Genomic DNA, 24,225 nt, shown 5'->3' with positions numbered 1-24,225 from the left:
TGGCCGCATTTTGGCCTGTCTCTCCCTCCATCTGGGCCGTGCTGTGTGCGTGCTGCTTTCGGACCAGTTGTCGAAGCCTCACGAGGTTTATGAGTCTATGCGGACAAGAACATGATTGAATACTGTCTTATTGATTTTGAACGCAGAGGGTATGCTGCTTCGCCTTTTTCGATTTTTCCCAAGGCTTATAACCACGCCTTCATCACATTTTACAATCCGGCCGCCTCGCGCGCCTCGCGCGTCGCTGCATAGGAGCATATGACATGATTAGAACCGTTGATTTCAATTCCCTCGCCACAGGCGAAAACGTAACAGACCAGTTCGCGGATATCGGGCTGCGGATCACCGCAACATCGAATGCGCCGGGCGTAGATCAGGCGATGATCTTCGACACGAGCAATCCGACTGGTGGCGACGACGATCTGGCAACGGATAATCTCGGTAATGTTCTGATCATTTCAGAAGACGGCGACAGTACAAACCCCGACGACAACGAGACAGGTGGCGTGCTTGCTTGTGGCTTTGACGATGCGGTGACGATCAAATCGCTGACCTTCCTTGATCTAGATGAGCCTGCGCGCCTTTTCTTTTACGGCGCTGACGGCGCGCTTTTGAGCGAGCAGTTCGTACCGGCCAACGGCAACAACGGTCAAAGTGTTGTGCAGCTGGCGGTTTCGGGTACCACCCGTTTCGAAGTGGTTCTGCAAGGCTCGGGCGCTGTGGACAATCTGGTGTTCGAAGATGGGACCCCGGATGTGGATGAACCCGTCGATCCTGTGGATCCGGTAGACCCCATTGATCCGGTTGATCCAGGCGTGCGGGATGGAATCGTTTCGGGCACTGATGATGCAAACCTGATCGACCTTGGGTACACTGGCGATCCGGAAGGTGACCTGATTGATGCAGGCGACGCCATTATTGCGGGTGAAGCCGCAGATGATGATATTGTCGATGCCCGTGGCGGCAACGATACAGTTTCCGCAGGTGCGGCGGACGACGACATTTACGCCGGTTCCGGTGATGATGTCGTGGCCGGCGGCGCGGGCAACGATCTGATTTACGGCGATCGCACCCTTGCCGGAGGCGATGGTCCGGTCGGCACAACAGGCGACCGCGAAAGCTTTAACTGGAGCGAGCAGGGCTTTACCAATGGCCAGAGCGTTACCGGATTTACCCAAGACACAGGCACGGTCAATGTAACCTTCACCAACGTCTCATCGACACCAAAGACTGATTCAACGTTCTCCACCGACACCCAGCGCGTCACGGGGATCGAGGGAGGTTCCGAAACCGTCAGCTCGACAAGCTCGCTTGCGGCCGAGACCCGTGCAGATGGCCAATCCGAAAGCTACGCGCTGGATTTTGATAGCCCCGTGAGCAATGTTGACTTCAATATCAACGAAATCACCGGCGACAGCCTTGTAACTGTACGCGCATTCGATGCCTCTGGTAATGCGTTGCCCGTGACGCTGGTAGGCGGGGGCGGTCTGACGCTTCTGGATACCGACGGCGTCAATGGTGCCGAGACTGCCGACAGTGACGGCGGATATGCAGACGCCACCACTCCTTTCTATTCGCTCAATGTCGACATCGCCGGCCCCGTATCGCGGATCGAGATTACGCACGTGCAGAACGGCGACGGTGGCTCGAACATCAATATCACCGATGTATTCTTTGACACCGGCGATGTTGTGGTTGTCGGCGAGAGCAATGATGACGTGCTCGCCGGTGATGATGGCAACGACACAATCTTTGGCGAAACCGGCAACGATACCATTTTGGGCGGTACGGGGGACGATCTTTTGCAAGGCGACTCCGGTCAGGACTATATCGACGGTGACGAAAGCAACGATACGATCAATGCTGGCCCGACCGACGAAAATGCCGTGAACGGAGCCGACGCAGGCGCATCAGGCGCTCTGCCAGCTTCCGAGTATGACAATGCCTATGCTGGTGGTGCAGGCGATGATCTGATCAACGGGGGCGCTGGCGATGATATTATCACCGGCGACGACGACAGCCGCGTATCCACCGAAACCGATGGTGTGTTTGATTTGGGCGCTGACGGATCTGACACCATATATGGCGGTGCAGGCAACGACGAAATCCACACTGGTACATGGGCCGACAGCGACGACGGCTTTGGCGACACGCACACTGGTGCGGCCAATGACATTGCTTTCGGTGGTGATGGTGACGACATTCTGCGCGGCGCAGGCGGCGATGACACGTTGTCGGGTGACGCAGGCAACGACAACATTGCGGGTGGCGCGGGCGCTGACCTGCTTTTGGGCGGTGACGATGCCGATCTGTTCATAGGTGGCACTGCTGGCGACACCGTCGATGGTGGCACAGGTCAGACAACCGGACTGGATCAGGATACGCTCGACCTGTCTGGTGTAGGCGATTTCCGTCTGCGCGATGTGACTCGCGATGAAGATGGCGACTCCGACTCCGGAACCGTTGATTTTCTTGGTGCAGACGGCGCTGTGACAGGCTCGATGCAGTTCTTCGAGATTGAAACTATCATCGGCACACCGGTGACGGAAAACACGCCACCGGTTGCAGTCGACGACGAATTGTTGATGGACGAAGATACAACCGCAACCATCAACGTGCTCACAAACGACACGGACGCAGATGGTGACACGCTCACCCTCATCGCGGCGAGCAGCCCGAACGGCACAGTGGAGTTCACGCCGGAGGGTCTGGTGACTTTCACTCCGAACGCCAACTTCAACGGCCTTTCTTCCATTAGCTACACCGTTACAGACGGCAACGGCGGGACTGACATCGGCGCAGTTGATGTGCGCATCATCGCGACACCCGATGCCCCAGTTGCAGTTGACGATGCGGCCACGACACCTGAAGACACTGCTGTGGTCGTTGATCTGCGGAGCAACGATACCGATCCTGACGATGCAACAGGGACGCTGACTATTTCTGGCGTGTCGGTTCCAGTGGATCAGGGTAGCGTTGTAGATAACGGTGACGGCACTGTAACCTTCACACCTGCGCCAGACTTCAACGGTGAGGCCACAATTACCTATACTGTTACCGATCCAATCGGTTTGTCTGACGAAGGTCAGGCGATTGTGACGGTTACACCTGCAAACGATGCGCCGGATGCGGTTGACGATGCCGATACCACCGATTTCAACACTCCAGTCACAGTCAACCTTTTGGCCAATGACACAGATATCGACACACCGCTTGCCGATCTGGTGGTATCCGATGCGACCGTTCCTGCGGAGCAGGGCACACTTGTCAACAACGGTGATGGTACAGTGACTTTCACACCTGTGACCGGCTTTGCCGGTGTTGCGACCATCTCGTACACCATCTCCGACGGAGAGCTGACAGATAGTGCTGTGCACACCGTTACCGTGGGCGAGCCACTGCCACCGCAAGCGTTTGACGATGTAGCCTCTACCCCTGAGGACACTGCGGTGATCATTGATTTGCGCGGCAACGATTTTGATCCCGACAACACATTAGACGAGCTGGTTTTGTCCGGCATCACAGTTCCCGCCGAGCAGGGTACGGTAATTGACAACGGTGATGGCACGGTCACGTTCACACCCGCGCTGAACTTTAATGGTCCTGCCACAATCACCTATACCATCACCGACCCCACGGGGCTGAGTGATGTGGCCGAGGCAGTTGTAACGGTCATGCCCGTTAATGATGCACCCGATGCCGTGGATGATGCCGATAGCACGGATTTCAATACGCCCGTGACAGTCAACTTGCTGGCCAATGATACCGACGTCGAAACACCCGAGGTCATTTTCGTGACCGAGGCAACTGTTCCTGCGGAGCAAGGCACACTGGTCAACAACGGTGACGGCACGGTAACATTTACGCCCGCAACCGAATTTACGGGTGTTGCGACCATCTCCTACACTATTTCCGATGGAGATTTGACAGATAGTGCAGTGCACACTGTGACTGTTTCTGACGGTGTCGGGTCCGGGTTTGCACCGGTCGCGGTGGATGACACGGCGGTGACCGATGAGGAAACGGCCGTCACCATCGATGTTCTTACCAATGACACCGATCCAGAAGATGACCCGCTTACCATCACCGAGGCGACTTCGAACGACGGCACGGTCACCATCACAGCGGATGGCCAACTTGTCTTCACACCGAACCCGGATTTCTTCGGGGAAGCGATCATCGACTATACCATTACAGACGGCAATGGCGGCTTTGATGATGCCCGTGTCTTTGTGACGGTGAACAACATCAATGACGCGCCAGTTGCAGTGGACGATTCCGCTGCAACCGACGAAGATACTGCCGTTACCATTTCTGTCCTCGACAATGACAGTGACGTAGACGGTGATCTGCTCACCGTAGTCGCTGCAACGTCCGAAGATGGCACGGTTGCGATCAATGACGATGGCACTATCACTTTCACGCCGAACCTTGATTTCACCGGTGATGCGCTGATCAACTATACAATCGAGGATGAGGAAGGCCTGCAAGACACGGCCCAAGTGACGGTTTCTGTGGGTGAGGCCAGCGATCCGCCTGTTGCACTCGATGATACGGCTGAAACCGACGAAGACACGCCTGTGACCATCGCCGTTCTTGCAAATGACAGCGATCCTGACGGTGATCCGCTGACGGTAACCTCTGCAACCTCGCCAGAGGGTACGGTCGTGATCAACGATGACGGCACGCTCGAATTCACGCCAAACGCTGATTTCGATGGTCCGGCCACGATCACCTATACCATTACGGACGGCAACGGCGGCCAAGCCACGGCGACTGTTGATGTGACGGTGAATCCCGTAAACGATGGCCCACTGGCCGAGGATGACAGTGCAACCACCGAGATTGACACACCTGTGACAGTGCCTGTGCTGGCAAATGACAGCGATCCAGAGGGTGATCCTATCTCGGTGATCAGTGCCTCCAGCCCTGATGGTACAGTTGTAATCAATGGCGACGGTACCCTGACGTTCACCCCTAACGCCGGCTTTATCGGCGAGGCGCAGGTTAACTATTCCATCACCGATGGCGCGCTGACCGATCCTGCGGTTCTGTTTGTTCAGGTTAGTGACCCAGCGGGCGCCCCTGTTGCAGCGGACGATGTAGCCGAAACACCAGAGGATACGCCGGTCACTATTCCGGTTCTGGCAAACGACACCGACCCACAGGGTGATCCGCTGACTGTTACAGTCGCGACAAGCCCGGATGGCGATGTGGTGATCAACGACGACGGCACCCTTACGTTCACGCCAAACCCCGACTTCAACGGGCCGACCACGATCACCTATACGGTTGCAGATCCCGCAGGTAACACAGACACCGCCACAGTCGATGTGACAGTGACACCTGTGAATGATCCGCCAGTGACGGTTGATGATGCTGCGATTACCAATCAAGGTGCGCCAGTTATCATTGACGTGCTTGACAATGACAGCGATCCCGAAGGCGACCCGCTGACAGTAATTGCCGCGACAAGCCCGAACGGCGACGTTGTGATCAACGCTGACGGGACGCTGACCTTTACACCTGCGCCTGACTTTAATGGTCCTGCGGAAATTACCTATACAGTTTCTGATGGTCAGGGAGGCGAGACGCCTGGCACTGTCAACGTGACCGTGCGCGACGGTATTGTTACCGGCACAGACGGTGATGATCTTATCGATACCGGCTATACTGGTGATCCGGAGGGAGATCTGGTCGACAGCGGCGATGCCTTCCTGCCGGGCGAAGGTCCACAGGATGACATCATCAATGCGGGCGGCGGCAACGACACCGTTATTGCAGGCGAAGGCAATGATGATGTGTCCGGCGGTGCCGGAAATGACAGCATCGATGGTGGCGCTGGCGACGACGAGCTGGACGGCGACGATGGCAATGACACACTTATCGGCGGTGACGGCAACGATACCGTGAATGGCGGTGCCGGTAATGACGTGATCGACACCAGCGGCGGCGCTCCTTTGCCTGATATCGGCTACCCCGGTGTCTTCCCTGCGGATCCGAACCCCGAGGACGATCGCGACAGCGTCGACGGCGGTGACGGCAATGATACAATCCGGACAGGCGATGACCGTGATACGATCAACGGTGGTCGTGGTGACGATGTGATCGACGCAGGCATTGACGATGACGTCATCGACGGCGGTCAGGGTGACGACCGCATTGTGGGCGCAGAAGGCAACGACAGCATCCGCGGCGGCAATGGCAACGATACAATCTATGCCAACAACGATCCTGATCTGGGTCTTGATGCCCTCGAGATCGAAGATGACGGTAGCAACCCGCTTGGTCCTGATCTGGCTCCGGGCAATGGGCGCGATACTGTCGATGGGGGCTCCGGTAACGACGTGATCTTTGGCGGTGACGACGATGACCTGCTGATGGGTGGGTCAGGTGACGACTTTATCGATGGCGGTATCGACAATGACACCCTCACGGGTGGCACCGGTAACGACACATTGATCGGTGGTCAGGGCAACGACAGCCTCGAAGGCGGTCAGGGCGAAGACACCCTTGAGGGTGGTATCGGCGACGACACGCTGCGCGGAAATCGCGACGACGACTCGCTTCATGGCGGTGACGGCGACGATCTTCTGGATGGCGGCGCAGGTAATGACAGCCTGACAGGCGATGCTGGCAACGACACGCTCGAGGGCGCTTTGGGGGACGATACGCTCAATGGGGGCACCGGCGACGACAGCCTTGATGGCGGTCAGGGCGATGACATCCTGAACGGCGACGAGGGTAACGATACGCTGGATGGTGCGCTGGGGAACGATACGTTGTTTGGCGGCGACGGGGATGATGTCCTCAACGGCGGCTCGGGCAACGATCTGTTCGAAGGCGGTGCCGGCAATGACACGATGACGGGTGGTGCAGATCGCGATGTCTTCCAGAACGTCAATGCAGGCGATATTGTGGATGGCTCCGAAACGGGTGATGACTTTGACTGTCTTGACCTGCGCGGATCAGCACCCGAGGGCGGTAGCCTCACGGTCAACTTTGATCCTGATAACGCCGAAAACGGTGTCGTCGACTACTTCAACGCGGATGGTACAGACGCAGGGCAGCTGATCTTTACAAATATCGAAAAGGTCATCTGTTTTACGCCCGGCACACTGATCGCGACACCTAAAGGCGAACGTAAGGTAGAGGAACTGCAAGTCGGCGACCGGGTCATTACCCGTGACAACGGCATGCAGGAAATCCGCTGGGTTGGACGCCGTGAGATGTCCGGTGAAGAGTTGGCAGCCAAGGAGCATCTGCGCCCCGTCCTCATCCGTGAGGGTGCCTTGGGTAAGGGGCTGCCAGAGCGTGACATGATGGTATCGCCACAGCACCGTGTGCTGATCGCCAATGACAAAACGGCCCTCTACTTTGAGGAGCGTGAAGTGTTGGTCGCGGCGAAACATCTGACGGATATGGAAGGCATCGACGTGGTCGAAGTGTCGAGCACCAGCTATATCCACATCATGTTCGAGGCGCACGAAGTGATCCTGTCCGATGGTATCTGGACAGAAAGCTTCCAGCCTGGTGACCAGTCACTGGTTGGTATCGGAAATGCGGCGCGCGACGAGATCCTGGAACTCTTCCCGGAGCTTGCAACGATGGAGGGGATCAAAGCCTACACTGCTGCCCGCAAGTCGCTTAAGAAGTTCGAGGCAAAGCTGCTGACAGGCAAAGACTGAGCCTTGTAAGAAATTCTCCGAAGCGGGCCTTCAAACAGGGGCGCGCTTCGGGGTCCATGTGTATGCAGCGTCATTCGGGGCTAGTGATCCCGGACGACTGGAAGCGGAGCCCCCCGTGGCTCCGCTTTTTCAGACCAACCGCCCCGCAAAAGTTTGGCATGATTGTTTCCTCATGCCATTCAATAGAGGTATTTTCGCAAGATTGTATTGCAAGTGCCTGAAAATTAACACAAAATTAACATACTTCTTTGACGAAATTGCGAATCGCAGTAACCTTAAGTTGTGGTGGTGCGTGGCATGTCCGCGTGGCGTTTTTTCGGAGGATGTTGTGATGCCTGATATTTTTGGAACTAATCTTGCGGACAGTATTCCCGGCACGGATGAAGACGATCTGATTGCCGGTGGTGAAGGTAATGACACAATTGATGGTCGTGCCGGTAATGATGAATTGCAGGGCGAAGACGGCAACGATCTCATGTTCGGCGGTGATGGTTCGGACACTCTGGTAGGCGGCACAGGCGACGACGACATGTTTGGCGGCGCGGGCGACGATGTATTGCTGGGCGGCGAGGGGAACAACCTGTTCAACGGTGGTGCAGGCGCAGACACGATGACCGGTGGCGCGGGTCGCGACATCTTTTACAATGTAACCGCAGGTGATGTGATCGACGGCGGCGAGGGCGGTGATGCTGATTTCGACCGCATCAACCTTGAGGGCTCAATTCCAGAAGGTGGCAGTTATACCATCACACGCGACCCCGATAACCGCGAAAACGGCACAGTCAACTATCTGGATGCTGACGCGAACGACGCAGGCCGTATCGTATTTTCCAATATCGAAAAGGTTGTACCCTGCTTCACCCCTGGCACCCGCATTGCCACGCCGCGCGGCGAAGTCGCAGTTGAGGAGCTTAAGCTGGGTGACCGCGTTATTACGCGCGACAACGGACTACAAAACATTCGCTGGATCGGGCGTGTCGCACTGACCGCCAAGGATCTGCGCGACAAGGCGCACCTGTCACCGATCCTGATCGCCAAAGGCGCGCTTGGCAATGATCTGCCGGAGCGGGACATGATGGTATCGCCCAACCACCGCATGTTGGTCGCCAACGACAAAACCGCCCTTTATTTCGAGGAGCGCGAAGTGCTGGTGGCTGCAAAGCACCTCACAGGTCTGGCGGGCGTAACAGTCGTAGACGAGATTGATGTCACGTATATTCACCTGATGTTTGACCAGCACGAGGTAATCTTGTCGGATGGGACATGGAGTGAGAGCTTCCAACCGGGGCTGCAATCACTGGCAGGTGTGGGGAATGCACAGCGCACCGAATTGTTTGAGCTGTTTCCAGAGTTGGCTACCGAAGCGGGCATCAAAAGCTACGCCTCTGCGCGGCGCAGTGTAAAGGCGCATGAGGCGGCGCTGCTGGTTAACTGAGCGATTGCGCCTTGCGCCATGCGTCCCACGCTTCGGGCGTATCCAGATCAGTGCGGGCGCGGGACGCTTCCAGTGGAATATAGGCGGTCCGGTCGCGATATTGTTTGACGACTTCACTACCACCGCCGTCCCCCTGGAGGGCGGCAAGTTGTGGTATAACGCTATGATGGAACACCACGGGGTGACCCGCATCGCCTGATGCGGTTGTTCCGCGCCAAATCCGTGTTTCACCCTCTGAATCAACCGCTTGCAGGACAGCCGCAATATCTTGTGCAGTAATGTCGGGCATGTCTGCCAGCAGAACCATCACCGCTTGTACATCCGCGTCGATAGCGTGCAAGCCCGCGCGCAAGCTTGCATTCATCCCTTCGGCAGCATTGGCAACCGGAACGGAGACGACTCCCAAGCCCGCAAGTGCCTCATAGCGCGGATGCGGCGCGCAGGGCAGGGCGACCACCACCTGCGCGCCGTGTCCCAGCGCCCGCTGCACCGTACGGCGCAGCAGAGGCTTCCCCTCTACCTCTTCCATCAGTTTGTCACGCCCGCGCATCCGCGAGGAACTCCCGGCGGCGAGGACGATAATCGCGACACTACTCATCCGCGCATCCGCGCGCCGTCTGCATCAAACAACGGCGTTGTGACCAAACGGGCAGGCCGCCTCTGACCCAGAATTTCGATCTCCACCATCAGCCCTTCGGCGGCTTGACAGGTTGGCACAAATCCTTGTGCGACTGATTTCTGCGCATAGTGGGAATACCCCCCCGACGTGCAAAAACCGATAACATTGCCAGCCTGCCAAATGGGCTCGTATCCCTGCACATCTGCGTCCAGCGCATCAACCTCGAAGGCTACCAGCTTGCGCGCCGTGCCGATTGCGCGCTCGGCCTCTGCCGCCGCACGTCCAATGAAATCCGCATTTTTCTTGAAGCTGATGAACCGGTCCAAGCCGGTCTCAGCAGTTGTATAATCCGGCCCGAATTCCAACAGCCACGCGCCAAAGAATTTATCGAGCCGTAGCGACATCATGGCCCGCATTCCGAAAGGCGTAATACCATACGGTTGCCCCGCCTCCCACAACGTGCGCCAAAGCTGGCGTTGTGCCATCGCATCGCAGTAAATCTCATAGCCCAAATCGCCGGTATAACTCACGCGCTGCACCAGACAATTGGTCATCCCCACGCACATCTGCGCTACGTCGAGGAATTTTATCGCGCCCACATCCGATAGGGTGCAGGCTTGCAGCAGTTCGCGCGCTTTTGGTCCCGCGATCTGGAAGCCTGTTCGCCGGTCAGAGATGTTCTCGACTGTGACGCCCTCATCAAGGTTTTGCGCAAACCAGCGGCCGTGATAGTCCTGCGCGCCGTATGAAGCGGTAAGCTGGAACAGCTCATCCCCGAGGCAGGACAGTGTAAAATCCCCGATCAGCCGCCCTTTGGGCGACAGCATCGGTGTGAGCGAGAGCCGCCCCTGTAAGGGCACACGGCCCGCCATGATCCGGTCGAGCCAGTTGCGCGCATTGGGTCCCTTCACCAGATATTTGCCAAAATTTTGCACCTCGTTGATGCCCACACCCGTCCGCACAGCGCGCACCTCGCGCCCCGTTGCGTCAAAGGCGTTTGAGCGGCGGAAGGAGGGCGTCTCATAGGTCGGTTCATCGCCCTGCGCAAAATAATTGGGCACTTCGAGCCCGAATTGCTGTCCCCAGACGGCGCCCATCTTGGTGAATATGTCATACATCGGCGTGGTCTGGTGCGGGCGCGCGGCGGGCAATTCCTCGTTCGGGTAGCTTACGGAAAAGCGTTTTTGATAATTCTCGATTACCTTGGGCAGAGTGTAGCCGGGGGAGATCCATTTGCCGAAGCGCGCCACATCCATAGCGAAAACATCACGCTCCGGCTCGCCCTCAATCATCCATTGCGCAAGGGTGAGGCCCACGCCGCCTCCTTGGGAAAAGCCTGCCATGACACCGCAGGCTGACCAGTAATTGCGCAAGCCCGGCACTGGACCGACCAGCGGGTTGCCGTCTGGGGCAAAGGTAAACGGCCCGTGGATTACGTTTTTCACACCCGCGCGCTCGAGGTCGGGGAAGCGGCGGTAAGCGAAATTAATGCTGTCCTCGATCTTATCGAAATCATCTGCGAGCAGGTCTTGCCCGAAACTCCACAGTGTCCCGCCCACGGCCCACGGCCTGCATGTCTGCTCGTAAAAACCGATGCACAGGCCCATACCCTCCTGACGCAGGTAGCTTTCTCCGGAGGGGTCCATCACATGCGGGTGCTCGCGACCATCCTGCATCATCTCGCGGATCAGCGGCACTTCCTCGGTGACGATATATTGATGTTCCATCGGGTGCAGGGGGAGATAGACGCCCGCCATGGCCGCCACTTCGCGTGCCCACAGACCACCTGCGTTTACCACGTGCTCGGCGTGGATCGTGCCTTTGTCTGTGATAACGTCCCATGTACCGTCGGGTCGCTGGTTCGTTTCGGTCACCATGGTGTGCGTCTCGATCGTCGCGCCGCCCATTTTTGCGGCACGTGCATAGGCATGGGTGGTGCCCGAAGGGTCAAGATGCCCGTCGAGAGGATCATAAAGCCCGCCGATTATTCCGTCGAGATTGGTAACAGGCGCAATCTTTGCAATCTCCTCCGGCCCCACGATCTCGGTCTCGAGACCCATAAAGCGGTGCTTGGCCCGCTCTGCTACCAACATGTCGAACCGGTCCTGATTATCGGCAAGGGTCACGCCGCCCACATGGTGCAAACCGCACGACATGCCCGTGATCTCCTCCAACTCTTTATAAAGATTGATGGTATAACCCTGAAGTGCGGCCATGTTGGTATCACCATTCAGGGTGTGAAAGCCTCCCGCAGCGTGCCATGTCGAACCCGATGTCAGCTCCGAGCGTTCGAGCAGCACCACATCAGACCAGCCCAGTTTTGTGAGGTGATACAGAACCGAAGCGCCAACAACACCGCCCCCTATGACTGCAACGCGGGTGGTGGTTTTCATGTCGATAAACTCCGGAATGGCTGACCCTAGAAAATGGTATCATAGTCTTGGGGGCAAGTTGTTTTGCGACAGATTTTGTCGGAAACGAATAGTAGACTTGGGGTGGCAGGGCGCATGCGACGTGCTATTCTCGGAATATGAAAAAATTAGCTGATTTATTCGATAGCCTGCCTTCAACGATACTGAGAAAGACGCGCTATTATATGCGCAAACTCTGGGTGCGCGTGATGCTTATGGGGTTGCTGGCCTTTGGTGCCATCGGGATGAGCCAGCTGATTGAAGGGCTTGTGCCCGAAGAGTTGGCACAGAGCGTGACCGGCGTTTCTGCTGACCGTCTGCTGAACATCATTGCCAGCGCGATGTTATCGGTGACGATTTTTTCGATCACGGTCATGGTTTCGGTCTATCAATCCTCGTCCTCGCAATGGACGCCGCGGATACACCGCCTCATCATGCAAGACCGGAGTACCCAGAACACTCTGGCGGTCTTTATCGGAGCCTACGTGTATTCGTTGCTGGGAATTATCCTGCGCGAGACTGGCGTTTATGACGATGAGCATGCTTTTGTACTGTTCTGGATGACTGTGGCGGTTTTGACTGTCATCGTTGTCTATCTGGTGCGCTGGGTTTTGCATTTGCAAGGGTTTGGACAGCTGATCGACATCACCCGCCAGATCGAGGAGACGACACGTGATCAGTTCAAGGAGCGTCTGTCGCAGCCCTGTCTGGGTGCGCGCCCGTTGACCGGCGATTTGCCGGATAACACCCGCGTTATCAAAGCTTGGGAAAGTGGCTACATCCAGCACATCTACCCCGAAGCCCTGAATGCGGTCGCAAAAAATTATAACGTGGATTTGTACCTGACCGAGAACATCGGCAGCTTTGTTTTTCTTAACGCGGCCCTTTTGCATGTGCACCAGAAGGGCGATGATGTTGATTTGGACGACCTGCGCGAGAGCGTCCGAGAGGCGCTGGTGATTGGAGATCTGCGTACCTACGATCAGGATCCGCGGTTTGGTTTGATCGTCATGGGGGAGGTGGGCTCAAAAGCGCTTTCACCCGGCGTGAATGACCCCGGTACTGCAATTGACGTGATTACCCGCATCGGGCGGATATTGTCCAACTATAAGGACGAGACAGAAACCACCCCCGACGAAGTCCTCGAAAACCTGCATGTCCGTCCTCTTGATCCTAACGAACTGTTGCGCGACGGGTTCGGGGCACTGTCGCGTGACGGTGCCAGCACGCTTGAAGTGCAGCAAAGGTTACAACAAATTTTAAGCGGTTTGATGCAACACCCCGACAAGGGTCTGCGCGAAGCTACGAAGAAATTCGCCAGAACCGAACTTCAGCGCGGGATCGAAGCGCTTCCTTTTGCGCCGGACCGCGATGTTTTGCGCAACTCTGCGGACCGATCACTGGAGATGGATCAAAACTGATAATAGCAGAACATGATCCGCCTGCGACGATCGATGTCGCTGACGGGCATCCGGTGCGCTGACCTACGCGGCACGTATAGTAGTATTTGCTGATTTCAGGAACTTTGCCATGCGCACCCATGCCCAAGCTGTCATTATCGGAGGCGGCGTCATCGGTTGCTCAATCCTGTATCACCTGACCAAGCTGGGGTGGACAGACGTTGTCTTGCTGGAGCGCGACGAGTTGACGTCAGGCTCCACCTGGCATGCAGCGGCCAACATTCACGGTCTGCACGACAACAACAACATTACCCGGATCCAGAATTACACAATGGATCTGTATAATACTCTTGAGGCCGAGACAGGCCAAAGCTGTGGCGTGTTCCAGCCCGGCTCGCTCTATCTGGCGCAGACGGAGGCGCGCGAGCACCAGTTGCGGTTGCAAGCTGCCAAAGCCAGATACTATGGGCTGCCCTTCCGCGAAGTTGACCGCGCCGAGGCCGAGGCGCTGCATCCGCTGGTCGATTATGACGGCATCCGCTGTATTATGTTCGAGGAGAACGGCGGTAATGTGGACCCTTCGGGCGTGACCAATGCCTATGCTGCGGGCGCGCGCCAGAACGGGGCCGAAATCATCCGCTTTTGCCCTGTCACAGGAACGGAACAACAGTCCGATGGCTCATGGATTGTACGGACCACCAAGGGCGATATCGCGGCGCAGTGGGTTGTGAATGCGGCTGGGCTGTGGGGGCGTGAGGTGGCCGCACTTGCGGGTATCACCCTGCCGTTGCAACCGACCGAGCATCAGTATTTTGTAACTGAAACAATCGCGGAGATCGCAGGCATGGACCGGCGGCTGCCCTCGGTTGCGGACCGTGACGGTGAGTATTACCTGCGACAGGAGGGTAAGGGGCTGCTGGTCGGTGCTTATGAAAAGAACCTGCGGTTCTGGGCTGAAGATGGCACGCCGCAAGGATTTGGGCATGAGTTGTTTGCCGATGATCTAGAGCGGATCGAGGAGAACATGATACGCGCTATTGCCCGTGTCCCTGCTGTTGGTACGGCAGGGATCAAGCGGGTGATAAACGGCCCGATGATCTGGACGCCCGATGCAAACGTGCTGTTCGGTCCGGTGCCGGAGCTTAGCAATTATTTTTGTTGTAATGGCATCATCCCGGGCTTTTCCCAATCGGGGGGCATGGGCCTGCTCGCGGCTGACTGGATCGTAACGGGCGAAAGCCGGTATGACATGTTCGCATGGGATGTGGCGCGGTTCGGGGATTGGGCAGACAAGGCTTTTACCAAGGCCCGCGTTGGCGACCAATACGCCAACCGCTTTAAAATCCATTTTCCGGGTGAGGAGCGCAGTGCAGGACGACCCGCCCGTGTGCGCCCAGTCTATGAGAAACAAAAGGAGATGGGCGCGGTTTTTGGCCTGAACTCTGGCTGGGAGCATCCACTGTATTACGGGACTGAAGCAGGGGCCGAGGACCAGACCCATGGTTTTACCCGACAGCCGTGGTGGGATGTTGTGGGTGCCGAATGCCGCATGCTGCGGGAGAAGGCGGGCATTATCGACATTTCTAATTTCGCCAAATACCAGTGCCGCGGACCGGGTGCCGAGGCATGGCTGAACGCCGTTTTCGCAAACCACATGCCAACTGAGGTCGGGCGGTCCTGTCTTACGCCCCTTATCGGGAAGCGGGGCGGCATCGCGGGCGATTTCACGGTTACCCGTCTGACCGGGGATGAGTTCTGGATCATCGGTTCGGGCATGGCAGAGCGTTATCACCAGCGGTTCTTCCGGCAGGTACCTTTGCCTGAGGGGACATATTTTGAAAGCCGCACGGACGCGATGTGCGGCTTTAATATCGCGGGCCCGCAGTCCCGTACGCTGTTGCAGCGAATTACGGATACCTCGTTAAAGACGGCTGATTTCGGGTTCATGCGCTCGCGCCGCATTGAGGCGGGCGGTGTGTCCTGCCTTGCGCTCAGGGTGTCGTTTACCGGTGATCTCGGATGGGAACTGCACTGTGATGTGGATGACCAGCCCGCCCTTTTTGCTGCGCTGATTGCTGCGGGAGAGGACGTGGGCGCGGGACCCGTCGGCAGTCGTGCGTTGATGTCCCTGCGGATCGAAAAAGGCTATGGCTCGTGGGGGCGCGAGTATAGCCCTGAATACTGGCCTCAGGAGGTTGGCCTTTCGCGGCTGTGCAAAATGAAAAAGGAATTTTTGAACGCGTCAGCCGTGGCGGAGACAATGGCGAAACCGGCGCGTGAGACGATGGTCATTCTGGCGCTCGACGCGGCACAAACCGATGCCTCGAACGCGGATGCAAGCGGCGGCGAGCCAATCTTCAAGGATGGTGTTGGCATCGGGCGTGTGACCTCCGGTGCCTATGGCTACAGTGTCGGCATGTCGCTCGCGCTGGGTTATGCCAAAGGGGTCGTGGCAGGCGACAGCGTGGAGGTAATGGTGTTGGGGGTCGCGCATCGGGCTACCGTTCTGGCAGAACCACCCTTTGATCCGGACGGCGCACGGTTGCGCGCCTGAACGGATGTGATGCCTGTGCTGGTGCGGTGGCTGTCTGTCAAAGAGGCCGCATTTTAAGTTTTGTAATCCGGTTCCCTTCGCGCGCCAGTACCTCGAAGCGAAAGCCGTGGAACAAGAACACCTGACCGCGGGTCGGGATCATCTGCGCCTCGTGTATGACCAGACCGGCCACGGTATTGGCCTCGTCATCGGGCAGGTTCCAGTCGTTTGCACGGTTAAGATCACGGATCGTCATTGCCCCGTCGATCAAGAACTGGCCATCGCTGTCGGTTTTAACACCGTGATCGGCCAGCGGATCGAACTCGTCGGTAATCTCCCCGACAATTTCTTCGAGAATGTCTTCGAGCGTGATAAGCCCCTGCAAGGTTCCGTATTCATCGACCACCAGCGCAAAATGCGTGCGGCGATGCAGGAACTGGCGCATCTGCTCGTCCAGTGTTGAGGTTTCAGGCACAAAATAGGGCTCCATCGCGACATCCGCGATGTCAAATTCCTTGAGCGCGGCAGCGCCGTCTTTTGTGCCGGCTATGAGTTTATACATCGCACGCAGCAAATCTTTTGCATGGATTACGCCGATGATGTTTTCGGGATCGTCGCGATAGATCGGCAGGCGGGTGTGGTTGGAGCGTAAACACTGCTCAAGGATATCGGATGGATCATTGCCAGCATCAATCATCTCGATGCCCGAGCGGTGGAGCATGATTTCCTCCACGACACGGTCGCGCAGATCGAGTGCGCCAAGGATGCGGTCGCGGTCTTCCTTTTCGACGACCCCTTCGGAATGGCCCAGTTGCAATGCACCCGCGATTTCTTCGCGCACGGCAAGGATGTTGATGTCGGGGTCAACCGCAACACCCAGAATGCGCAACATTGTGCGCACCAGCAGGCGCACCACACTCACCACAGGGGAGAACACCAGAACGACAATCCTGATCGGGCCTGATACCAGCGCCGCTGCGCGCTCGGCATTGGTGATCGCATAGGTTTTTGGCAGCACTTCGGCAAAGATCAGCACCAGCAGCGTCATCACCAGTGTCGCAAGCGCGACACCGCTTTCACCGAACAGCCGCGTGAAAAGCGCAGTCGCAAGCGAGGCCGCAAGGATATTGACGAGGTTGTTGCCCAGCAGCACCGATCCGATCAACCGCTCGTTGTCTTCGGTGATATTCAGCGCGCGCTGTGCACCCGCAGACCCCTTATCGGCCTGCACGCGCAATTTGCCACGCGACGCAGCCGTGAGGGCGGTCTCCGATCCCGAGAAAAATCCCGACAGGATAAGAAGAAACAAGATGATCGAAATTGAAATCCAGAACGATGCATCTATCGTTGCCTGTGGCAAATCCATGTGGGAAACCTTCCTTGGGTGACTGGACCTGTTATGGGGTTATGCCCTGCCGCAATCAAGGAGGCGTGCACATGAAACATCGTGATTTGGGCGTGCTGGACGGAGATGTGCTGCTGTTTGGCGGGCCTTACAGCAATTTGCAGGCCACGCAGGCGGTATTGGCGCAGGCGCGCTTGAGGGGCATTGCGGCTGATCATGTGATCTGCACCGGTGATATTGTCGCCTATTGCGGTGCGCCGCTGTCGTGCGTTGCGGCGGTGCGCGCGTCGGGCTGTGCAGTACTGGCAGGCAATTGCGAGATGCAGTTGGCCCAGAGTGCTGCTGATTGCGGTTGCGGCTTTGAGGAGGGAACGACCTGTGACCGTCTCAGCGTTGCGTGGTATGCGTTCGCGCAGTCGCAGCTTGGCGCGGCGGACCGGACGTGGATGGCGGGCCTGCCCGATACGCTGAGCTTTGTCCATCACGGCAAACGGTACGGGGTTTTGCACGGCGGGGTGCGCGATATTGCGCGCTTTATCTGGGAGACAGATACAGCGGAGGTGTTCGAGGCGGAGTGGACGGCGCTGGAAGCCGTGACAGGCCCCCTCGATGGTGTGATTGCTGGGCATTCGGGCCTGCCTTTTATGCGCCAAACGGCACGCGGGCAGTGGATGAATGCGGGTGTGATCGGTATGCCGCCCCATGACGGTGCGGCGCAGACGCGGTTTGCCCAGATGCGCAATGGCGCGTTCAGTATCGAGACACTTGATTATGACGCAGCGGCGGCTGCCGCCGATATGGATGCGGCGCATTTGCCGGCAGATTATCGCGATGCGCTTTTGCGGGGCTATTGGCCGTCCGAAGATGTTTTGCCATCCGCCTTGCGGATTGCAGATGCCGACAGGGGATGATGCTCCAACACCAGCTCTGACAGGCGCGCTTCGAGGACGTGGGTGTATATTTCGGTCGTTGCGACATCGGCATGTCCCAGCATCGTCTGGATCGCGCGCAAATCGGCGCCGCCTGCCAGCAGATGGGTTGCAAAAGCGTGACGCAGGGTGTGTGGCGTGACTTTGGACGGATCCACACCGGCAGCCACGGCGATTTCCTTTATCAACAGATAAAAGCGGTGACGCGTCAGGTGGCCCTCCGCACCACGGGATGGGAACAGGTATTTAGAGGCCGGTTTTTTTAGTGCGGCATTTTGTGCCTCGGTCCCGTCGCGCATTCGAATCCACAGTGCCAGCGCTTCGCGGGCATCGGGCGACAGTGGTACCATGCGTTCCTTGCCGCCTTTGCCGAGGATCAGCAGCAAACGGGGATCGCCGCGTGTTGCACTCACAGGCAGGCCGACCAGTTCGCTTACCCGCATGCCGGTGGCGTACAAAAGCTCCATCAGGCAGGTATTGCGCACGCGATCGGTATCGTTTCGCCCCAGACTGCGGGAAGCGGACAGTAAGCGGTCAACCTCCTCGACCGACAGGATCTTTGGCAGGCGTTTGTCCTGTCCGGGGCCGCTGATCTGGATGGCGGGGTTGTCGCTGCGCAATCCCTCCTCAAAGGCAAAGCGGTAGAGTTGTTTCACTGCCGACAGCCGGCGCGCACGGGTAGATTTTGCGAAACCCTGAGCATCACAATACACAAGGTAATCCTCAACATCGCTGCGCGCCACATCCGCAAAGCCGGTGCCGCGGCGCGCCAGCCAGCCGTCAAAATCCTTTAGGTCGCGCCCGTAGGCCAACAGCGTGTTTGTTGCAGCTCCCAGCTCGGCGGCTTGTGCTTCCAGAAACATCGAAATCCAGCCCGAAGGGCTTCGCTCGCTCATGGGGTCCGCTCAAGCAGGAGGATCTGGAGCGATGCGCGCCGTGCTGTATCCTCAAGTCCAAGGGCGCGCAGGGTACCAAGGGCCTCGCGTAATGCACGCGAATCGCCGCGTGCGCCATCACGCAGTGCATCGAGTGTGGCGATCAGTGCCTCACCCAGTTGGCCGGATTGTGCCATGCCGACCCATGTTGCATTGGGTGTGGGGGACGAAAATGCATCGTGGATCGCGCGAGGCAGCGGGGTTGACGGCGCTTCCCCTGACACTTCACCGCCTGCAACCGCGCGGATCAGTTCGGTATCCTCGCCCAGCCTAATATCGCTGGCCATTGCAGTGGCAGTGCTCTCGTAGGCGGGGGACAGCAAGCCGATGCGGGCCTGCGTTATGGCCGCCTCGCCACTAAGGGTGATTGCGCTCAAACGCTCCTGGAAGGAGGTGGCGAAACTGACCTCAAGTTCTGCACTTTTCATTTCACGCCAGACAGCGGGCAGTGTATTGGCGACAGTTTGTGCATCGGCACTCGCCAGCGCGGCGTCAAACATTTGTACAGCGCGTACACGGTCCCATATGCCGCCCGATGCGGCTGCTCTTCTATCGGTGTATAAACCCAGCAGGCGGTTTTCGGGCAGTGCTCCGGCGCGGGTCAAACGCTCTGCCGCCTCCAGTTGAGACTTCCAACCGGTGATGTCGCGCAGATCGGCAAAGGCATAGGTGCGGGGCAGCGGGCCGGTTGGCAGTGGCTCTCCTATAGTCTCAAAGAGGCGAAATGTGAGCGGATCCATCTCGCGCGGCGCGGGCAGGGGCGGGGCAGTCTCGAAGAGGTCCGGATTGAGAAACCGGTCGAGCACGTCAAGCGTTTCGCGCGGCACTAAAGACAGTGCGGAGGCGGTGCTGAACGTCAAAGCTGCTGTGTCCCAATCGCCGCTCCGCGCGGCGCAAAATATCTTGGTGGCGGTATTATCGGTCAGGCGGGGAGCACGGGATAGCGCTCCGCAGGCGTCATCTTCGGTCCCGACCAGTAGGCTCAGTTCCATCCAAAGGTCAAACAGCACCGGTGACGTAGCCGCGCCAGCCTGCTCTATCAGGGCAAGTGCGGGATCAATGGCGCCCAGCGTCATCAGTTTGCCAACCCGCGCCTTTGTCAGGGTGTCCTGAGCGGTATCGCCGCCTGAAGGGGCATTCGCCTCGGCCAGAAGTACGGTGAACAGCAGCGCGTTTGCGGCGGGCAGATCAAGATCGGGTAGGGATGCAATGCGGCGCACCAGACTGTCGACATCGCTGCCGGTCCACAGATCAGGCTGCATACCGGTCATCGCCATAGGGGCCAGCCCGACCATCATGGGGGCTGCTGATGTCAGGGGACGGCTGGTGATCTGCGGGGCCGTGCCCGTGTCGGTGACCGCAGGCTCATCAATGGATTCGATTTTTTGCTGGGGTTTGACAGCAGGCGCGCGGGGCATTTCGGCCAAGGGAACAGGATTGTCTAGCCAGTCGATAACCGACAAGGGCGCTGCTGTCTGTGCATATGCGCCATGTGCCATTGGCAATAGCAGCCCTACACAAACAGTTCGTAGTGCCCGCCAGTACTGATGTCCCGCCATCCTATTGCCCCGGTAATGTCACGGGCATCCGGACCTCTTGCGCGGGGGGGGCGAAGTCGAACCCCAGCTCAGGTCCGAGGTAGGCAAAGCCCACAAGTCCGATGAATCCGAGAATCGCAAGGATAAACAGAAGCTTGAAGAGTTTGCCCAACATGAAATTTTGCCCGATTTGCTATTATTTTCCGAAACTATATATGGCCTTTCCGGTAAGATCACGTCATTCAGATACAAATGCGAGAAAATGATCCATCCACGGCTGACATCCGCCGACCGGCCCGCCGCTTCCGTCTGAAAAAGACGGTGGCCTTGGTGGGTATGATGGGTGCTGGCAAGACGGCAGTAGGCCGTGCGGTTGCCGTCAAACTTTCGGTGCCGTTTCTGGACAGTGATGCCGAGATCGAAGCCGCCGCGAACCTGTCGGTCCCCGAGATATTCCAGCGCGACGGCGAGGTTTTTTTCCGCAAGCGCGAGGCTGAGGTGATCCGTAGGCTTCTGGAAACACAAAGCGGAATTTTGTCTACCGGAGGCGGTGCATATCTCGCTCAGGTCAACCGCGAAAACATCAGCAAAAAGGGCGTTGCGCTGTGGCTTGATGCACCGCTGGATCTGTTGTGGGCGCGTGTGCGCCACAAAGATACGAGGCCCTTGCTGCGGACCGCCAATCCCCGCGCCACGCTCGCTGAGATTTTTGCTGCCCGTACGCCGGTTTACCGGTTGGCCGAGCTTAAGGTTACCTGTGCGCCGGATCTTTCGATTGATGCTATGGCGCTACGGGTAATCGACACGCTGCTGACGCGGCCCGATGTGATGGAAGAAGTCCAATGAACGCATGTGTGCATGTCGCCCTGCCGGGGCGCGCCTATGATGTTCAGATCGGGCCGGGGCTGTTGGGGCAGGCCGGTGCGCAGGTGGCGCCGCTGCTTAAACGCGCCCGCGTTGCTGTTATAACCGATGAAAATGTAGCCGCCCTCCACCTTGACGCGTTGCGCACCGGATTCGCCGCACAAGGTATCCGCGTCGAGGCGTTAACCCTTCCGGCGGGCGAGGCGACAAAATGCTGGGCGGAACTTATGCGCTGCGTCGAATGGCTGCTTGATCAGCAGATCGAGCGCGGCGATGTCGTTGTCGCCTTTGGCGGCGGGGTGATCGGTGATCTGGTCGGATTCGCCGCAGCGACCCTGCGACGCGGCGTGCGATTTGTGCAAATTCCCACCTCGCTGCTGGCACAGGTCGACAGTTCGGTAGGGGGTAAGACGGGGATCAATACGCGCCACGGCAAGAATCTTGTGGGCGCGTTCCACCAGCCGTCGCTGGTACTGGCCGATACATCTGTGCTGGGCACGCTGGCCCCGCGGGATTTTCTCGCAGGCTATGGCGAGGTAGTCAAATATGGCCTGCTGGGGGATGCGGACTTCTTTGATTGGCTCGAAGAAAACGGCACCGCACTGACCGAGGGGAGCGGTGAGGCGCGAATCGAGGCCGTGCGTCGCTCAGTCCAGATGAAGGCAGATATCGTCGTGCGTGACGAGACAGAGCAGGGTGAGCGCGCCTTGCTGAACCTCGGACATACTTTCGGTCACGCGCTAGAGGCCGCGACCGGATACTCTGATCGTCTGCTGCACGGTGAGGGGGTTGCCATCGGGTGCGCGCTGGCGTTCGAGTTGTCGTCGCGGATGGGTCTGTGCGCGCAAGAGGCCCCAAGCCGCGTGCGCGCACATCTGCGTGCAATGGGTATGAAAGTTGACTTGTCGGATATTGAGGGCGAATTGCCCGATGCTCAGGCGCTGCTGGCGCTTATGGGGCAGGATAAAAAAGTGGTCGAAGGCCAGTTGCGATTCATCCTTTCGCGGGGCATTGGCACTTCTTTTGTCTCCGGCGAGGTGGCGATGGCAGATGTGCTGGCGCTATTGGCAGAAGCACTGTCAGTTCGCGGACGTTAGGCGGAGCCGATCGGCTGCTTACTATTGTCAACGTCTAGAGGCGACCAACTCACGCCTTTCGAAGATCTAGCAATATCAACGCAAGTTGCGTACGCCCCAAGGACATGTAGCGTAAGGTAAAATAGGATACCGGCACTGCCAAATAGGTAGAACCGCAGCATATTATGTCTGCGGTTCTGCCGTGCGTTTTTTTAAGGAAGTTTTGCCTGACCCGCCCATTCAAGCGATTGGATGCGGATCAGAGCAAGCTTTTTCTAAAGCAGAATAATTAGATGATAACTTTAAGTGTATGTGTTAGTGGATGGGCTTTGTTGCACAAATCGCCTCCTGAAGAGATTCACTGCCTGAATCCAATGTGGTAGCAGGTGCCATTACCGCCCCTGGACACCGACGACATACTAGACCCGGAACTGGTCAGGGTATAACCTTTCATTGCAGCGGCGCGGATCGTTATCGATCTGGTTCGACCCTGAGATGGCGTGGGAGGCGAGATCTTCTGGCCGACGGGGACGTCAACAAACCTACAGTGATCAGGCCATTCACGCCTGCCTGACCCTGAAGGTCCTGTTCGGTTTGCCGTTGAGGCAGACAACGGGGTTCGTAGAAAGCTTGCTCAAGCTTGTCGGGCTTGACTGGTCTGTCCCTGACTTCAGCACCCTGTGTCGGCGTCATAAGGCATTGGCCGTCGCTATCCCTTATAAGGGATCAGCTGGGCCGCTGCACCTATTGGTGGATAGCACAGGCAACAAGGCTGAAGGTGAAGGCGAGTGGAACGCTCGCAAGCATGGAGGCTCCAAACGCCGCCTATGGCGCAAGATCCACATCGGGATTGATGAGGAGGCGCAGGAGATACGTGCGATCGAGGTCACGAGCAGCAGCATTGGCCCCTCTCGGCAGATTGCTTTGCAATCGCCTGCCGGGCAAAAGGATGCGCCGATGCTTCCCGACCTGCTCAGTCAGATCGCTCCGGATCAGGAGCTTGGCAGCGTCACTGCCGATGGTGCTTACGACATACGCAAATGCTATGACGCGATTGCAGCCCGCAATGCGCATGCCGCCATCCCGCCGCGCAAGACTGCCAAGATGTGGAAGCCTAATACACCAGGCGCCAGAGCTCGCAACGAAGCGGTGCGATCCTCAAAGTACCTGGGTCGCTCTCTGTGGCGAAACCTGACCGGGTATTACCGCCGGAGTCGCGTCGAAACGAAACCTCTCGGGACATCGCAAGCGATGCCCTGTCGGTCAGTGGATGCATTGTGTAAAACTGCTTGGCCAGCGCCTTTCGGCGCGCGACTTCGAGCGTCTGGTTGCAGAGGTCCAGATCCGCGCCGCGATCCTCAACGGCTTCACAGTTTTTGGCATACCCCGTACTGTAGCCGTAGGCTAAATCCGTCTGGGTAAGGGGAAGACCGACATCAGGCCGATTTGTGC

The 24,225-nt window shown here is 57.9% G+C and carries 13 protein-coding genes and 1 pseudogene; 8 read left to right on the top strand and 6 right to left on the bottom strand.

The annotated features are described in order from the left end of the window. Window positions 1-263 precede the first annotated feature (263 nt). Together C8N30_RS15010 and C8N30_RS15005 are read left to right on the top strand one after the other, a co-directional pair. Complete coding sequence (locus tag C8N30_RS15010; protein WP_025061976.1) at window positions 264-7,688, top strand: cadherin-like domain-containing protein; 7,425 nt, start codon at window positions 264-266, stop codon at window positions 7,686-7,688. A gap of 331 nt (window positions 7,689-8,019) precedes the next feature. Continuing rightward, the gene (locus C8N30_RS15005; RefSeq protein ID WP_025061977.1) at window positions 8,020-9,123 is read left to right on the top strand and encodes a Hint domain-containing protein; all 1,104 of its coding nucleotides are present in this window, start codon (window positions 8,020-8,022) and stop codon (window positions 9,121-9,123) included. On the opposite strand, the gene C8N30_RS15000 is transcribed toward C8N30_RS15005, so the two are convergent. Then, window positions 9,116-9,721 (bottom strand): nucleotidyltransferase family protein, encoded by a 606-nt coding sequence (locus C8N30_RS15000; protein WP_025061978.1) that lies wholly within the window; start codon window positions 9,719-9,721, stop codon window positions 9,116-9,118. The genes C8N30_RS15005 and C8N30_RS15000 overlap by 8 nt on opposite strands. Next, window positions 9,718-12,135, bottom strand: a complete 2,418-nt coding sequence (locus C8N30_RS14995; protein ID WP_025061979.1) for a GcvT family protein — start codon at window positions 12,133-12,135, stop codon at window positions 9,718-9,720. Before C8N30_RS14995 ends, C8N30_RS15000 begins: the two co-directional genes overlap by 4 nt. A 203-nt stretch (window positions 12,136-12,338) precedes the next feature. On the opposite strand from C8N30_RS14995, the gene C8N30_RS14990 reads away from it, so the two are divergent. Both C8N30_RS14990 and C8N30_RS14985 read left to right on the top strand, forming a co-directional pair. Beyond that, complete coding sequence (locus C8N30_RS14990; RefSeq protein WP_025061980.1) at window positions 12,339-13,574, top strand: DUF2254 domain-containing protein; 1,236 nt, start codon at window positions 12,339-12,341, stop codon at window positions 13,572-13,574. A 109-nt stretch (window positions 13,575-13,683) separates the two neighbouring features. Next, window positions 13,684-16,107 (top strand): GcvT family protein, encoded by a 2,424-nt coding sequence (locus tag C8N30_RS14985; RefSeq protein WP_025061981.1) that lies wholly within the window; start codon window positions 13,684-13,686, stop codon window positions 16,105-16,107. 37 nt (window positions 16,108-16,144) lie between these two features. On the opposite strand, the gene C8N30_RS14980 is transcribed toward C8N30_RS14985, so the two are convergent. Then, window positions 16,145-17,452: an HlyC/CorC family transporter gene (locus tag C8N30_RS14980; protein WP_025061982.1), complete on the bottom strand. Its 1,308-nt coding sequence runs from the start codon at window positions 17,450-17,452 to the stop codon at window positions 16,145-16,147. A gap of 71 nt (window positions 17,453-17,523) precedes the next feature. Between C8N30_RS14980 and C8N30_RS14975 the strand changes: the two genes are divergently transcribed. Next, a complete protein-coding gene (locus C8N30_RS14975) occupies window positions 17,524-18,342 on the top strand; it encodes a metallophosphoesterase family protein (RefSeq protein ID WP_025061983.1) in 819 nt (272 codons plus the stop codon). Here C8N30_RS14975 and C8N30_RS14970 read toward each other — a convergent pair. The 3 genes from C8N30_RS14970 to C8N30_RS19425 form a co-directional block, all read right to left on the bottom strand. After that, window positions 18,279-19,256, bottom strand: a complete 978-nt coding sequence (locus C8N30_RS14970; protein ID WP_025061984.1) for a site-specific tyrosine recombinase XerD — start codon at window positions 19,254-19,256, stop codon at window positions 18,279-18,281. The genes C8N30_RS14975 and C8N30_RS14970 overlap by 64 nt on opposite strands. Next, window positions 19,253-20,794 (bottom strand): hypothetical protein, encoded by a 1,542-nt coding sequence (locus tag C8N30_RS14965; RefSeq protein ID WP_025061985.1) that lies wholly within the window; start codon window positions 20,792-20,794, stop codon window positions 19,253-19,255. The genes C8N30_RS14970 and C8N30_RS14965 overlap by 4 nt, the downstream gene beginning before the upstream one ends. Before the next feature lie 61 nt (window positions 20,795-20,855). Continuing rightward, a complete protein-coding gene (locus tag C8N30_RS19425) occupies window positions 20,856-21,008 on the bottom strand; it encodes a hypothetical protein (protein ID WP_156949540.1) in 153 nt (50 codons plus the stop codon). 77 nt (window positions 21,009-21,085) lie between these two features. Here C8N30_RS19425 and C8N30_RS14960 point away from each other — a divergent pair, with 77 nt between their 5' ends. From C8N30_RS14960 to C8N30_RS14950, 3 genes and pseudogenes are all read left to right on the top strand, one after another. Continuing rightward, window positions 21,086-21,679 carry a shikimate kinase gene (locus tag C8N30_RS14960; RefSeq protein WP_025061986.1) on the top strand — a complete coding sequence of 198 codons (594 nt, stop codon included), beginning with the start codon at window positions 21,086-21,088 and terminating at the stop codon, window positions 21,677-21,679. After that, on the top strand, window positions 21,676-22,794 hold the full coding sequence (gene aroB / locus C8N30_RS14955) for a 3-dehydroquinate synthase (RefSeq protein WP_025061987.1): 1,119 nt from the start codon (window positions 21,676-21,678) through the stop codon (window positions 22,792-22,794). The genes C8N30_RS14960 and aroB overlap by 4 nt, the downstream gene beginning before the upstream one ends. Window positions 22,795-23,226: 432 nt before the next feature. After that, window positions 23,227-24,181, top strand: a pseudogene (locus tag C8N30_RS14950) (IS5 family transposase). Window positions 24,182-24,225 lie beyond the last annotated feature (44 nt).

Origin of the sequence: Sulfitobacter guttiformis (assembly GCF_003610455.1) — a bacterium.
Lineage (GTDB): Bacteria > Pseudomonadota > Alphaproteobacteria > Rhodobacterales > Rhodobacteraceae > Sulfitobacter > Sulfitobacter guttiformis.
This window is presented reverse-complemented; position numbering and strand designations above follow the sequence as displayed.